General features: G+C 67.1%; 16 protein-coding genes. 6 read left to right on the top strand and 10 right to left on the bottom strand.

Annotated elements, in window-relative coordinates:
- From FJM51_RS24845 to FJM51_RS22015, 6 genes are all read right to left on the bottom strand, one after another.
- The coding region (locus FJM51_RS24845; RefSeq protein WP_306419460.1) for an ABC transporter substrate-binding protein at positions 1–488 on the bottom strand (488 nt) is incomplete at its 3' end.
- 40 nt (positions 489–528) lie between these two features.
- The gene (locus FJM51_RS21995) at positions 529–1500 is read right to left on the bottom strand and encodes an ABC transporter ATP-binding protein (protein ID WP_233713227.1); all 972 of its coding nucleotides are present in this window, start codon (positions 1498–1500) and stop codon (positions 529–531) included.
- Positions 1497–2423, bottom strand: a complete 927-nt coding sequence (locus FJM51_RS22000; protein WP_233713228.1) for an ABC transporter ATP-binding protein — start codon at positions 2421–2423, stop codon at positions 1497–1499. The genes FJM51_RS21995 and FJM51_RS22000 overlap by 4 nt, the downstream gene beginning before the upstream one ends.
- Before the next feature lie 80 nt (positions 2424–2503).
- The gene (locus FJM51_RS22005) at positions 2504–3418 is read right to left on the bottom strand and encodes an ABC transporter permease (protein ID WP_140456269.1); all 915 of its coding nucleotides are present in this window, start codon (positions 3416–3418) and stop codon (positions 2504–2506) included.
- A 25-nt stretch (positions 3419–3443) separates the two neighbouring features.
- Positions 3444–4352: an ABC transporter permease gene (locus FJM51_RS22010; RefSeq protein ID WP_140456270.1), complete on the bottom strand. Its 909-nt coding sequence runs from the start codon at positions 4350–4352 to the stop codon at positions 3444–3446.
- Positions 4353–4429: 77 nt separating this feature from the next.
- A complete protein-coding gene (locus FJM51_RS22015) occupies positions 4430–5494 on the bottom strand; it encodes a lactonase family protein (protein ID WP_181164710.1) in 1065 nt (354 codons plus the stop codon).
- A gap of 303 nt (positions 5495–5797) precedes the next feature.
- On the opposite strand from FJM51_RS22015, the gene FJM51_RS22020 reads away from it, so the two are divergent.
- From FJM51_RS22020 to FJM51_RS22040, 5 genes are all read left to right on the top strand, one after another.
- The gene (locus FJM51_RS22020; protein WP_181164711.1) at positions 5798–7045 is read left to right on the top strand and encodes an MFS transporter; all 1248 of its coding nucleotides are present in this window, start codon (positions 5798–5800) and stop codon (positions 7043–7045) included.
- Between the two features lie 289 nt (positions 7046–7334).
- On the top strand, positions 7335–8138 hold the full coding sequence (locus tag FJM51_RS22025) for an ABC transporter ATP-binding protein (protein ID WP_140456273.1): 804 nt from the start codon (positions 7335–7337) through the stop codon (positions 8136–8138).
- A gap of 21 nt (positions 8139–8159) precedes the next feature.
- Positions 8160–8996 (top strand): ABC transporter permease, encoded by an 837-nt coding sequence (locus FJM51_RS22030; protein ID WP_140456274.1) that lies wholly within the window; start codon positions 8160–8162, stop codon positions 8994–8996.
- Positions 8997–9077: 81 nt separating this feature from the next.
- A complete protein-coding gene (locus tag FJM51_RS22035) occupies positions 9078–10106 on the top strand; it encodes an ABC transporter substrate-binding protein (protein WP_140456275.1) in 1029 nt (342 codons plus the stop codon).
- Between the two features lie 58 nt (positions 10107–10164).
- Positions 10165–11049 carry an amidohydrolase family protein gene (locus FJM51_RS22040; protein ID WP_181164712.1) on the top strand — a complete coding sequence of 295 codons (885 nt, stop codon included), beginning with the start codon at positions 10165–10167 and terminating at the stop codon, positions 11047–11049.
- On the opposite strand, the gene FJM51_RS22045 is transcribed toward FJM51_RS22040, so the two are convergent.
- The 3 genes from FJM51_RS22045 to FJM51_RS22055 form a co-directional block, all read right to left on the bottom strand.
- The gene (locus FJM51_RS22045; protein ID WP_140456277.1) at positions 11046–11330 is read right to left on the bottom strand and encodes a hypothetical protein; all 285 of its coding nucleotides are present in this window, start codon (positions 11328–11330) and stop codon (positions 11046–11048) included. The genes FJM51_RS22040 and FJM51_RS22045 overlap by 4 nt on opposite strands.
- A gap of 73 nt (positions 11331–11403) precedes the next feature.
- The gene (locus FJM51_RS22050; protein ID WP_140456278.1) at positions 11404–12519 is read right to left on the bottom strand and encodes an alkene reductase; all 1116 of its coding nucleotides are present in this window, start codon (positions 12517–12519) and stop codon (positions 11404–11406) included.
- 2 nt (positions 12520–12521) lie between these two features.
- Complete coding sequence (locus FJM51_RS22055; RefSeq protein WP_140456279.1) at positions 12522–13022, bottom strand: lactoylglutathione lyase family protein; 501 nt, start codon at positions 13020–13022, stop codon at positions 12522–12524.
- 99 nt (positions 13023–13121) lie between these two features.
- On the opposite strand from FJM51_RS22055, the gene FJM51_RS22060 reads away from it, so the two are divergent.
- The gene (locus FJM51_RS22060; RefSeq protein ID WP_140456280.1) at positions 13122–14006 is read left to right on the top strand and encodes a LysR family transcriptional regulator; all 885 of its coding nucleotides are present in this window, start codon (positions 13122–13124) and stop codon (positions 14004–14006) included.
- Between the two features lie 21 nt (positions 14007–14027).
- Here the strand turns inward: FJM51_RS22060 and FJM51_RS22065 are convergent.
- The coding region (locus tag FJM51_RS22065; protein WP_140455302.1) for a 4Fe-4S dicluster domain-containing protein at positions 14028–14115 on the bottom strand (88 nt) is incomplete at its 5' end.

The raw sequence follows: 14115 nt of genomic DNA on the forward strand, positions 1-14115 counted from the left end.
TTGAGATGCAGGACGGCGGTATAGGCGTCGGGCGTCTCGACGCTCTCCACCGCGCGGCGCCAGAAACCGGCATCGAAGTTAAGGCTGTCGGGCACGACGAGCGTGTCGAGCGTGTATTTCACGTCGGCGGAGGTGAATTCCGCTCCGTCGTGGAACATGATCCCCTTGCGCAGGTGGAAGGTCAGCGTCCTGCCGTCGGGGCTCACCTCGTAGCTCTCGGCCAGCATCGGCTCCAGCGCGCCGCCTTCGCCCCGCCGCAGCAGCCCTTCCGCGAAGGTGCCGGTGGCGACGTCCTTCGCGACCGTATCGAGCAGGCCGGGCGCGTAGACCGGATTGCCGATCTTCTCGAGCGCCACCGTCAGCGTGCCGCCCTCCTGGGCGCGCGAGACGACCGCGCCGCCCAGGCCGGCGACGAAGACCCCGGCGCCGACGAGGCGCATGACGTCGCGCCGGCCGAGTTCCGCCCAGTTCGTGATTACGCCAGTCATCCTAGATCATCCTCCCTTGTTCCGGTGACGTCCCGAGGCGTCATCCGGCTTGGCCATAGAGATGGCATGCGACGAGGCCCGCGCCGCTGGATATCGACATCGGCTCGACGCGCGAGCAGATTTCCATCGCCTTCGGGCAGCGCGTGTGGAAATGGCAGCCCGGCGGCGGGCTCAGCGGCGAGGGCACCTCGCCGCCGAGCGGCACGTTGCGGCCCCGCTGGGCCGGGTGATCCGCCAGATGGGCGGCGAGCAGCCCCTGGGTATAGGGGTGCTTCGGATCGGAGATGAGCTCCGCGCTCGTGTTGATCTCCACGATCCGGCCGAGATACATCACCGCGATCCGGTGGCTGATGTAGGCCACCGTCGCGAGATCGTGCCCGATCAACAGATAGCCGTAGCCACGCTGCTCCTGAAGATCCTTCAGGAGGTTGATCACCTGCGACCGGATCGAGACGTCGAGGCTCGAGACCGGCTCGTCGAGCACGATCAGCCGCGGTTCGATCGACAGCGCGCGCGCGATCGCGACGCGCTGGCGCTGGCCGCCGCTCAGTTCGTGCGGAAAGCGCGACAGGAAGGCGCGCGGCAGGCCCACGTCGTCCATCAGCCGCGCCGCCCGCGCCTCCCGCTCGACGCGGGGCATCGACGAACTGGCGACGAGCGGCTCGGCGATGATGTCGATGACGCGCATCCGGGGGTTGAGAGAACTCCAGGGATCCTGGAACACCGCCTGGACCGAGGTCCGGAACCGTCTCCAGTCCTCGCGCCCGAAGGCGCCGACCTCCATGTCGCGGAACAGCACCTCCCCGCCCGTCGGCCGCTGCAGCATGAGCGCGAGCTTCGAGAGCGTGGTCTTGCCACAGCCCGATTCCCCCACGACCCCGATCGTCTGACCGGCCTCCAGCACAAGGTCTATGCCGTCGAGCGCGCGGACCACCCTGTCGCGCGAAAGGGCGAAATGCTTGCTGGCGTTCCTGAACTCGAGAACAGGCACGTCGGCGGTCATCGCGCTCATTGGGCTCTCCAGCATAGCGACGTGTGATCATCCCGAAGCGCCATGTCCGGCGGCTCGGAGGCGTGGCAGACGCTGTCGGCGATCGGACAGCGCGGGGCAAAGGCGCAGCCGGGCAGCTTGTTGGCGCTGCTGGGGGGCTGGCCGGGGATCGTGGTCAGACGTTCCGTCTCGCCGAGCTTCGGAACCGAGGCGAGCAGCGCGCGCGTGTAGGGGTGCGCCGGGTGGTCGAAGATCTCGAAGACGTCCCCGCGCTCGCGGATCTGGCCCGAATACATCACCGCCACCCGGTCGCACATCTCGGCGACGACGCTGAAGTCGTGGGTGATGAAGATGATCGCCAGCCCATAGGCCTCCTGCAGGCCGCGCAGCAGGTTCAGGAACTGGGCCTGGATCGTGGCGTCGAGCGCGGTGGTCGGCTCGTCGCAGATGAGGATGCGCGGGTTCCCCGCGAGCGCCGTGGCGCTGACGACGCGCTGACGCATGCCGCCGCTCATCTCGTGCGGGTAGTTGTGGAGACGGATCTCCGGCGCCGGAATGTTGACGCCGCGCAGCAGGTCGACCGAGCGGGCATCCCGCGCGGCGCCGCGCAGGCCCTGCTGGATGGTCACGGCTTCGCCGACCTGCCAGCCGATTCTGAACACCGGGTTGAGCGAGGTCAGCGGATCCTGCAGCACCATCGAGATCGCCTTGCCGCGGATCCCACGAAACTCCCGGTCCGAGAGCGTCAGGAGATCGCGCCCATCGTAACGGATCTCTCCGCCGGTGACCCGCGCGTTGCGCGGAAGCAGCCGCATGATGCTGCGCGCCGTCACCGACTTGCCGCTGCCGGATTCGCCGACGATCCCCAGCGTTTCCCCGGCGCGCAGGTCGAAGCTCACGCGGTCGAGCGCGCGAACCTCGCCGTGGCGCGTCTTGAATTCCACCGTCAGGTCCCTGACCTCGAGCAGCGGTGCCTCGCTCCGGCGGGCGCTGGGGTGAGGACTCGGGCTTGGGCCGTGCGCGTTCACTGGTTCACCTGCTTCGGATCGAGTGTCCTGCGCAGCCAGTCTCCGAGCAGGTTGAGGGAGAGAACGGTCGCGAGCATCGCAAGGCCCGGGAACATCGAGATCCACCATGCGCTCGCCAGGTCGCCACGTCCCTCGGCGATCATCGAGCCCCAGCTCGGCGTGGGGGGTGGGACGCCGACCCCGAGGTAGCTCAGCGAGCCTTCCAGAAGGATGACCCAGCCCGCCTGCAGCGTCGCCATGACGATGAGCGTGTTGTAGATCCCGGGCAGTTCGTGGACGAAAAGGATGCGCCAGGTCGAGCAGCCGGCGATGCGCGCGAGCGAGATGTAGTCGTAGCGGCGGATCCGGAGTGTCTCGCCTCGCACGATGCGCGCGTAGTTGGGCCAGAGCCAGACGCCGATCAGGATCACCAGCACCGTGAAGCTCGACCCGAAGACCACCAGTGCCACGAGAGCGACGAGAAGCGACGGAAGCGAGAGCTGGGTGTCGACCAGACGCATGATCACCTCGTCGATCCAGCCGCCGAAATGGCCGGCGAGCAGCCCGAGGACGGTTCCGAGCACGCCACCGAGCGCGATCGACGCCGCGGCCACGATAAGCGAGATCCGCGCGCCCATGATGATGCGCGAAAGAATGTCGCGGCCCAGCAGATCGGTGCCGAGGAAGTAGCTGACGCTGCCCCCCGCCTTCCAGGCCGGCGGCAGGCTGTAGGCGCGCAGGTCGCCGGTCAGCGGATCATGCGGAACGATCAGGTCGGCGAGGAGCGCCACGCCGAGCACCAGCGCGAGAAAGGCGACGGCGGGAAGCGGCGCTCCCCTGAGCGCCCGCCTCAGGCGGGTCGCGAGACTGACGGCCGGGGCCGCCGGCAGATCCGGCGCGGTGGACTCCGGGGCGGTCTTGGTGGTCTGCATCTGCTTGCCTCCCTGCGGCTTCCGGTCAGTGCCGGATACGGGGATCGAGATAGGCGTAGGCGACGTCGACGAGCAGCGCGATGCCGACGTAGATGATCGCGAACACGAGGACGACGCCCTGGAGCAGCGGATAGTCGCGCGTCTGCACGGCCTGCAGCGCCAGGAGCCCGATCCCCGGCCAGCCGAAGACGGTCTCCACGATGATGGAACCGGTCAGGAGCTGTCCGAGAATGATCCCCGCGTAGGTGAAGGGGGTCAGGATGGCGTTCTTCAGGCAGTGCACCATCGTCACTCGCCACGGCGGCACGCTCTTGACGTTCGCGAACTTGACGTACTCGGCGTCCATCGCCTCGGTCATCGCCGAACTCAGGAGCCGCGTCAGCGCCGCGAGCGAGTTGGCCGCGATCGTCAGCGTGGGCAGCACGAGATAGAGCCAGCCGCCCCGCCCCGCCATCGGAAGCCAGCCTAGCGTCAGCGCGAAGACGTAGACGAGCACGATCCCCAGCCAGAAGGCGGGGACGGACTGGCCCACGACGGCCACGATGTTCCCCGCGGTTTCCACCCAGGTGTCTCGCCAGACCGCCGTCGCCACGCCGAGCAGGACCGAGGCCAGGATGATGGCGACGAAGGCGGATCCGGCGAGTTCGAGCGTTCCAGGGAGACGTTGCAGGATCAGCGTCAGCACCGGCTGGCGCGCCTGGATCGACTCTCCGAGGTCGCCGCGGACCGCGTCCGCGAGGAAGACGCCGTATTGGGCGTAATAGGGCTTGTCGAGGCCCAGCCTCTCGTTCAGCAGTTCGTAGTCCTCGGCGGTCGCGTATTCGCTGAGCATTAGCTCGCGCGGGTCACCGGACATGCGGGACAGCACGAAGACGACCAGGCTGATGGCGAGCAGCGTCACGAAGGCCGAGCCCAGCCGTTTGACGACAACCATTATTCCCCCCTGGATGATCGCCGCGCCTCTCGCTGGGCGCGCATTTGGGTAGGGCCGCCGAAGGGCGGTCCGGCAGGTCAGCTCAGGTTGACGAGCTCGATCCAGCCCGGATGGTCCGGTGCCCGGAACGCCGAAACCTTGTCCAGCGCGCCGGTTTCCCCATCGAGCCGGTAGGTATGGGCGGTATGCGTCAGCCGCCCGTTCACGACGAGGAACCGGCCGAGCGGATCGAAGGCGAGGCTGCGCGCCTCTCCATCCACCTGGGTCTGCCCGATGGAGGTCAGAAGGCCCGTCCGGGGATCGACGGCGAAGCCCACGACGGTCGATCCGCTTCGCACGGTCGTGAACAGGAATTTTCCGTTCGGGGAGATTCGCAGGTCGCCGACGCGGACGTTCTCGTCCGGTCCCGCCGACGCCGGGCGTGTCTGGACCACCTGGATCTCCGACATCGCGCCATCGCGCGGGTCGAAGGAATACGCGTAGATCGTCCCGTCATACTCGTTGTTGACGTAGGCGAACCTGTTGCCGGGATGAAAGACGCAATGGCGGGGGCCGGCGCCGGGGCGGGTCACCAGCGGCGAGAGCGTATCGGAGTCGAGAAGGCCGGTCCGGCAGTCGAACCGCAGCCGCACGACGACGTCGGCGTCGCAGCAGGGCAACAGGACGAAGCGCCCAGATGCGTCGACCTGGATCGCATGGGTCTTCGGCGGCGTGCGGATGACCTGGTGCGGCGCCTGGACGAAGCCTTCGCGGATCGCGGCGACGCTGACGAAGCCCGTGCGCCGATCGGGGTCCACCGGATTATGCGCCGCGAGCAGGAAATTCCCGGGCGGATCGGTGATGATGTAGGGCGAACTGTCGGCGGCGGGGCTGTCGCCGAGATAGGTGAGCGTGCCCTTCTCGCGATCGATTGCCCAGCTCCGGATGCCATAGGGCGCCGCCCTGTCGGATGCGAAGAGAAACCGGCGGTCCGGGCTTACACAGAGCGCGGCGAAGCGGCCGATGGGTGTGCCGGGAGCGAGATCGCGATCGTTGATCGGCAATTCCTGGAGCTTGCTGAAGTCTCCGGTCCCGGACATCGCCCAGACCGAGAGATCGCGCGGCCCGTGCGCCACATATGCGTAGAGTCTCTCCGCCGACATGAATCCTCCCGATGTGTGTATCTTATTTTGAATGCAAAATAGCATGCTACAAAGGTGACGCAAGGGTTTTGATGACGGGCGGGTGTGATTGCACGTTCGGACGCGGATCATTGGTCGGCGAACGCTTCCCCGCCGACCTGGCTTGCCAAAAGGAGATGCTAGATTGTATCCAAAATAACGCGTGGCTCGGTTTCAGGGATCGGCGGCGCCTTGATTCACTCCGGGACCCGACAAGCCATGCGACAGCGAGTTCAAATCACCGATGCGCCGCCATCCGACGAGGATGCGTCCCGCGCGGCCGGATTGCTGAGCCGGACCTTCTCGGCGCTGGGTCACCGGAATTACCGGCTCCTCTGGGTCGGGACCCTCATCTCCAATACCGGAGACTGGCTCGATCAGGTCGCGCTGAACTGGCTTGTGGTCTCGACGAGCGGCTCGCCCTTCGAACTCGCGCTGGTCAATCTCTGCCGCGCGGTACCGATCCTCGCCTTCACGCTGATCGGCGGCGCCGTCGCCGACCGCGTCGAGCGGCGGCGCATGATGATGGTGACCCAGTCGATCGCCATGCTGCTCGCCTTCGCGCTCGCCGCGATGGTCCTGAGCGGGCACGCCCCGCTATGGGCGGTGCTCGTGATCGCGACCGGCCGGGGGATCGTCATCTCGTTCAATCTTCCCGCGCGCCATTCGCTGATCGCGGAACTCGTTCCCGCCGCGGTCCTTCCGAACGCCGTCGCGCTCAACTCGCTGACCATCAACGTGACGAAGATCGTCGGACCCGCGCTGGCAGGCCTGCTGATCGCCTCGCTCGGGACCGGGATCTGCTTCCTCGTCAACGGGCTGAGCTTCCTCGTGGTCATATGGACCCTGCACGCGATGCGTTTCGAGGAAACGGCGCGGCGGGTCGTCAGCCCGGAGCCATTGAGCCGCAGCATCGCCGAGGGTCTGGCCTATACCTGGCGGGACACCACGATGTTGCTCCTCGTCCTTGTCGCGCTGGTGCCGACCTTCTTCGGCCAGCCTTACATGACGCTGCTCGCGGTCTTCGCCTACGATGTCTTCGACATTGGTCCCGAGGGGCTGGGGCTCCTGAGTTCCTGCGCCGCCGCGGGCGCGGTCGGCGGCGCGCTCCTGCTCGCCGCGGCGCCGCGATGGGGCGCCTCGGCGCTGGCCATGCTGGTGTTCCTGATCCTGTTCGGCGTCTTTCTGGTCGGGTTCTCGCTGGCGCCCGCGCTCTGGCTGGCGCTGCCCCTGCTCTTCTCGGTCGGCGCGACGCACATCGCCTGCAGCGCCTCGAACAACACGCTCCTCCAGCTTCGCGCCCCCGACCACATGCGCGGGCGCATCCTCTCCATCATGCTGCTGAACCGCGGCCTCGTGCAGCTGGGGGCCGCGACCTGGGCCGGGCTGGCCGGGCTGATCGGCGTGCGTCAGGCAATGGCGGGCGCGGGGCTGACGATGCTGATCCTCGGCGGGCTGATCCTGGCGTTCTCCCGGCTCGGCAAGCCGGGGCCGGCGGAAATGCCCGAGCCTGACGGCGATCCGGCGAATTGACCGCCGGGGCGTCCGGCGGTCTCTCTCGCCGGACCGGAGCTACGACCCCGCTACACGGGAAATTTTATCTTGTTTTGGATGCAAAAAGGAATGCATCATTGCGTTGCAAAAGCAGCGAGAACGACGATTCGCAAATCGCATCGTCAAAGGGGCGCATCTGGGTTCTCGCGCTCGCTGGGCCGTGATGGACGGCCTCCGCGGAGGCGAAGCCGGAAGAATGTCCGGCACGAAAAGAACGCGACGTCGGACGCATCGCCCTTGGCTCCGGCGAACATGGGGAGGAAAGCCTTTGGCGCGACGCATCAAGCTGTCAGTTGAGAACCTGTCTAAAACCTTCAGGGTCAGCGCGGGACGCGGGGCGCCGCCAAGTCTCCTGCCGGTTCTCAGGAACATCTCGTTTCAGGTCCGGGAAGGCGACATCGTCTCGCTCATCGGAGAGAGCGGCTGTGGCAAGACCACGCTCCTGCGCATCGTGCAGGGCCTCGTCGCGCGGGACGCGGGCAACGTCAAGGTCGACGGCAAGCCGGTCAGCGCGCCCGGACAGGATCGCGGCTTCGTCTTCCAGCAGGCGAGCCTGCTGCCCTGGCGCTCCGCCCGCGAGAATGTCGAATTCGGGCTGGAACTGCGGCGCGTGCCAGCCGATGTCCGGCGCCAGCGCGCGGCCGAGCTCCTGAAGCTCGTCGGCCTCGGGGCGGCTGGCGAGCAATACGCGCACCAGCTGTCGGGGGGCATGCAGCAACGTGTCGGACTGGCGCGCGCGCTCGCGATCGATCCCGCGCTCCTGCTCATGGACGAGCCATTCAGCGCCCTCGATGCCCAGACACGCGAGGAGCTTCAGGCCGAACTGCTGCGCATCCAGAGCAAAACCGGCAAGACCGTCCTCTTCGTCACGCATGATCTCGACGAGGCGATCTATCTCAGCGACCAGATCGTGGTGCTCGGCGCCAGGCCAAGCCGCGTCAAGACCATCATCGACGTGCCGTTCCCGCGCCCTCGCCCGCCGCTCTCGAAGCTTCGCGGCGAACCCCGGTTCCAGCAGATCCGCGACGAGGTCTGGGAACTCATCAGTCAGAAGACGGCCGCGGTGGCGTAAGCCAGCACAGGGGAGGACCAAATGACGGCAAGAGACGCAGCGCTCAGCGGCGCGGACCTCAAGGAATCCGCGGAGATCGACGTGGAAGACATCGCCACCTCCGGACCGAGCAACCGGGAACTCTGGTGCATCCGAGTCGCCTCGATCATCTTTGTCCTTGGAGCATGGGAATATTTCGGCCGGCAGGCGAACCCCCTCTTCGCGTCCTATCCCACGGCGATCGCGCGATCCTTCGTGACGCTCATCGAGAACGGCGAACTGATCGCCGCGCTCATCACCAGCCTCAAGACGCTGGTGATCTCCTTCGTGCTCGGCACGGTGATCGGGCTCGTGCTGGGACTGCTGGTCGGACGCTACCGCAGGTTCGAGGCGTCGGTGGACTGGATCATCAGCGCGCTCTATTCGACGCCGAAGGTCGCGATCCTGCCGCTCATCGTCCTCTGGCTCGGCCTCGGCGCGCCGACGAAGATCTTCCTCGTCACCATGACCGTGATCTTCCCGATCCTCATCAACACCATAGCCGGGGTGAAGAACGTGCCCGCTCAGCTGATCGACGTGGGCGATGCCTTCGCCGCGAGCGAGCGGGATATCTTCCTCAAGATCATCCTGCCCTCCGCGATACCCTACATGATCGCGGGCATCCGCCTCAGCGTCGGAAAGGCGGTGATCGCGCTGGTGGTGGCCGAATTCTTCACCGCGATCAGCGGGCTCGGGGCGCTCATCACCAAGTACGGCAACATGTACGACACCGCGACGATGTTCGTGCCGATCCTGACGCTCATGCTTCTCGGGGTCCTGCTCCAGTCCGGCGCGAAGGCGGCGGAGAAGCGTCTGGCCGCCTGGCGATTCACCGACTGATCCGACGCGCCGCGCGCGCGCCCGGCGCCCCGCGATCGAGGGGGCCGGACGCGCCAGCCCATTCTTCTGGGAGGAAGGTAAATGAACAACGGCCTGAACAGGCGGAATTTCAACGGGCTCCTGCTGGGGGCCTCGGCGGCGGCTGTCGGAGGGATCGCGCTTCCAGGGCGCGCCCGCGCCGCGGGAGACGACGTCAGCATCGCGACCACCGCGGGCCTGACGGTCGTCACCATGACCCAGCTCATGATGGACCAAGGGTTTCTCGGCGAGTTCGATCTCGTGCCGAGCTTCATTCCGGTGAAGGATGGATCGAAGGTGATCGCCTCGCTCTACAGCGGCGAGTCGGACATCTGCGTCTACTCGGGCTTCCCCCAGATCCTTCCGGCGATCGAGAAGGGCGCCGACCTCAAGATCGTGGCGATGGCGGGCAAGGGCTCGATGTCCGTGCTCTACAGCGGCCGGGACGACATCAGGACGCTCGCCGATCTCAAAGGCAAGACGATCGGCGCGGGCTCGACCGGCTCGAACGTCAACATGTACATGACCGCGCTGCTGCGGACGGTCGGGCTTGACGAGAAGGACGTCATCTTCGTCAACATCGGCGGCAATACCGAGATCTTCCGGGCCGTGACGGCCGGCGTCGTGGACGCGGGCGTCGGCGAGGTGATGTTCATGTACGAGCCAGACAAGTGGAAGGTGCACGCGGTCGCCGAGGTGCTGAAGGCGCTGCCCGAATACACCGGCCAGGCTTCCTACACGAGCGGTAACATCATCGGCTCCCGGCGTGACGTCCTGGTGCGGACGCTCGCGGCCTACCGCCGGCTCTACCGCTTCATGCAGCAAGGCGATTCCGAACAGGCCTGGATCGACGCCCGCAAGACCGCGACCTCGGGCAAGGAATCCCCCGAGATCGCGAGCCTGCAGTGGAAATACATCCGGGATAACAACGTGTTCGGAGAGGGCCTGCCGATGGATCAGGCGCGGGTGGACTGGATGCAGGATCTCAACATCTCGCTCGGGATCCAGAAGGGCGTGATGCCGTTCGACCAGATCGTGGACCCGTCGCTGGCCGCGGACGCCGAGGCGCTCGAGCGGAAGACAAGGGCCTGAACGGCGCGCCTTCGCGCCACCGGGGGTCCGCCCCCGGCACCAGATGCAAGGGTTCACAATGGCTGCCAGACTGATCGACGTTCATCCGCACATCATCTCGAAGGACACCGCGAAGTATCCGATCGACCCGATCCAGGGCCGGCGCTCGCCCTGGTCGGCGTCCCGGCCCCGGAGCTTCGAGGAACTGGTGGCGGAGATGGACGACGCGGGGGTGGACAAGGCGTGTATCGTCCACTCCTCCACCACCTATGGCACGGATCCGTCCTATCTGGCCGACGTTATCGAGGCCAATCCGGGCCGTTTCACCGGGTGTTTCTCGATGGACGTTCTGGCGCCCGACGCAGAGGTAGTGTTCCGGCGCTGGGTCGGCCGGGGCCTCACCGGTATCCGGCTCTATACCGCCGGGGCACATTTCGACGCTCAGACCTCGCAGCTTTCCGACCCGCGCAGCTTTCCGGTTTGGGAGGCCGCGATCGAACTCGGCGTGACCATAACCACGCAGCTTCGCCCCGAAGGTCTGCCGCAGCTTCTGGAAATGCTCAGCCGCTTCCCCGAGGCGACGGTGCTCGTGGACAACACGCTGAAGCCGAACTACCAGGAGGGTCCCCCCTATCACGGATCCGAGCACGTCTTCATGCTCGAACGCTATCCGAACGTTCACCTGAAGGTCATCACCAACGGCATCCGCGCGTCCTACGAAGGGGCCGGCCGCCCCGAGACCTTCTATCCGCGGCTCGTCAGCGTCTTCGGTGCCGAGCGCCTTGCCTGGGGATCGAACTTCCCCGCCTCCGTCGGAACGCTGGCGGAGCATATCGCGGAAGCGAGGGCCGCGCTCTCCTGCCTCGGCGAACCCGATCAGGACTGGATCTTTGCGAAGACGGCCGAGCGGCTCTATCCTGTCCTCGCGGAGCGGGTCGAGGCCAGAGGCGTCGCCGTCACCTAGCCCGTGGCCAATGCGAGCAGGGCACGACTTCGCTTCGAGCGCGACCGGTCCGACTCGTGGCGCTTCACCGGCTCTGGAAACCAGGGCGTCCCCGCCTCGGTCACTGCGAAGAAACGGAGACCGCCGATACCCCGAGCCTCGAGCGCGATGCCGACGACCATGAACAGCGTCGGCCGGCGGAGCCGCGCCGAGATCCGGCCGCCGAACATCGATGTCAGCGGCGTGCCCGCGATCTGGCGCAGCGGCAAGGCGCCGGGCCGGATGGGATCGAGCCCCGGCATACCGTCGCGATCATCACCGCGCCCTCCCCCTCGGGCAGCGCCGCGCCGTCGCCGCCGGTCGGCGGGACCGGCTTCATGCGTCCACTTCCCGGGGCGAAAATGTGGCCCAGTCGGTGTAGCCGCGGGCGTCGCCGCCATAGAATGTGCCGGACTCGGGCGCCCGGAGCGGCCAGCCGTGGCGCATCCGTTCCACCAGATCGGGGTTTGACGTGAATGGCGCGCCGAAGGCTGCGATGTCGATCAATCCCTCGGCGATCATCGCGTCGGACTTCCTCCGGTTCATGCCTCCCGCGAGGATCAGGACGCCGTCATAGGCGGCGCGGAACTTCGCGAGGAAATCCGCCGGCATCGCGGGCGCGCCGCGGCTCGCCTGATCCATGATGTGGATGAAGCGGACGCCACGCGCGCCGAGCGCGGCGGCCAGAGCGAGGAAGGTTTCCTCCTCGCCGTCGAAATCACCGAGGTCGTGCAGCCGGCCGAAGGGCGACGGCCGGATGCCGACCCGCGCGACGCCGATCCGGGCCGCGCAGGCGTCCACGACCTCGAGCGCGAAGCGGATGCGGTTCTCGACCGTCTGGCTGCCGTAGGCGTCCCGGCGGTCGTTTACCGCGCCGTTCAGGAACTGCTCGATCAGGTAGCCGTTCGCACCATGGATCTCGACGCCATCGAATCCGGCCTCGACGGCGTTTTCGGCCGCGTCGGCGAAGTCCCGGACCACGCGGGCAATGCCGGCCGCGTCCAGCGCGACGGGCTTGGACGCGGCCACGAAACCCGGCGCGCCATCGGGCCCGATGCCGAAGGCCGAGGAGTTCTCGGCCCGCCGCGCCGTGCTGCTGACGGGAGCCGCGCCGCCCGGCTGGAGCGAGGTATGGCTGACGCGGCCGACGTGCCAGATCTGCGCGAAGATCGCGGCGCCCTGATCGTGCACCGCGCGGGTCACCGGCTGCCATGCCGCGACCTGTTCGCGCGACCAGAGCCCGGGACAATCGACGAAGCCCGACCCCTCGGCCGAGACGACGGTCCCTTCGGTGATGACGAGCCCGGCGCCCGCGCGTTGCGCGTAGTAGCGCGCGGTCTCTTCGTTCGGGACGTTGCGCGGGCTCCGCGCGCGGGTCATCGGCGCCATCGCGACGCGGTTCTTCAGGAGCAGGCCGCCCAGTTCCACAGGATCGAAAACGGTCTTGCTCATGATCAGTTGTACGCTCCGGCCGAATAGGTCAGCTCATAGCTGTGCGAGTAGAGTTCGAAGACGATGCCGAAGGGGTCCTCGACATAGACCATCCGGTAAGGTTTTTCGCTGGGGAAGTACTCGCGCACCGGCATCCGCTGCTTTCCGCCCGCCGCGACGATCCGCGCGAGCAGGCCCTCGAGGTCAGGATCCTGGATCGCGAAGTGGAACAGGCCGACCTGCCGGTGGGGAAGGTTGTCCTCGGGCGCGTGATTGCCGGGAAATTCGAAGAGTTCGAAGCCGATCCTGTCCCCGGTGGCGAGGTGGGCGATGCGGAAGCTGCCCCAACCGGAACCGAACACGTCGTCGCACATCACGCCGATCGCGCTGTCGTCCTCGTGGATCTCGGTCGGGTCCATGATCACATAGAAGCCCATCACGTCGCGGTAGAAGGCCACCGCGCGATCAAGATCGGGCACCGAAAGCCCGATGTGGGAAAACGTTCGCGGAGTTGTCGGGTTCATGTCTGCCTCTCTGGGTCATCCGCCCCCGAGATGGGGTGACAGAGCGCAATCATCCAATTATCGTTTGTCCTTATCTTGATAACGGAACGGCATGACGCGGTGCTGAACGCGCTCTGGCTCGAAACCTTCGTCACCCTCTGCGAGACCGCGCATTTCACCCGGGCCGCAGCCGCCTTGAACATGACCCAGCCCGGGGTGAGCCAGCACATAAGAAAGCTCGAGGCCCAAGTGGGGGAAGCCCTTCTGTCGCGGGACGGGAAGAGCTTCACGCCGACGCCCGCGGGCGAGGCCGTGCTGGCCATCGGAAAGCGCCGTCGGGACGAGGACCGGGAGTTGCGCCGGACGCTCCGTCACGACGATCCCGACGCCGGGCAGGTCTCCGTCGCCTGCTCCGGTTCGATAGCCCTGCTGCTTTACCCGCGGTTCCTGGCCCTGATGGCCGACGCGCCGGCTCTCCTGCTCATGCTGGAGGCGGCGCCCGAGGCGCGGGTCGTGGAGGGCGTCGCCGAGGGGCGCTTCGATCTCGGCATCATCTCCCACCCGCCGGCGCATCCGCGGCTCGAAGGCGAGAGCGTCGGGCAGGACGAGCTCTGCCTGATCCTGCCACGCGGCGCCGCGGCTCCCGTGAGTCTCGCCGAACTCGAGGCGCTCGGCTTCGTCGCCCATCCGGATGGATTCGCCCATGCCGACGAACTCCTCGGCGCGAACTTCCCGGACGACTACCCGGGGGCGGAGCGGCTCGCTTGGCGCAGCTTCATCAATCAGATCGGCCAGATTCCGGCGCCGGTGGCGCGGGGGATCGGCTATACGATTCTACCGCGCAGCGGCGTCGACACGTATCCCGAGCGCGACCGGCTTTGCATCGTTCCGCTACCACGCCCGGTGCGGCACGACCTATGGCTGATCCAGCGGAGGAACCGTCAGCTTCCCGCCCGCGCCGAGAGAGTCCGCGCCCAGATCGGGGAGGCGCTCCGCGCGCTGTAGCCCCAGGGCGCCGCTCCGCCATCACATGTTGGGGTAATTCGGCCCGTCTCCGCCCTGGGGCGTGGTCCAGTTGATGTTCTGCGCGGGATCCTTGATGTCGCAGGTCTTG

The sequence above is a fragment of the Amaricoccus solimangrovi genome (assembly GCF_006385685.1).
Lineage (GTDB): Bacteria > Pseudomonadota > Alphaproteobacteria > Rhodobacterales > Rhodobacteraceae > Amaricoccus > Amaricoccus solimangrovi.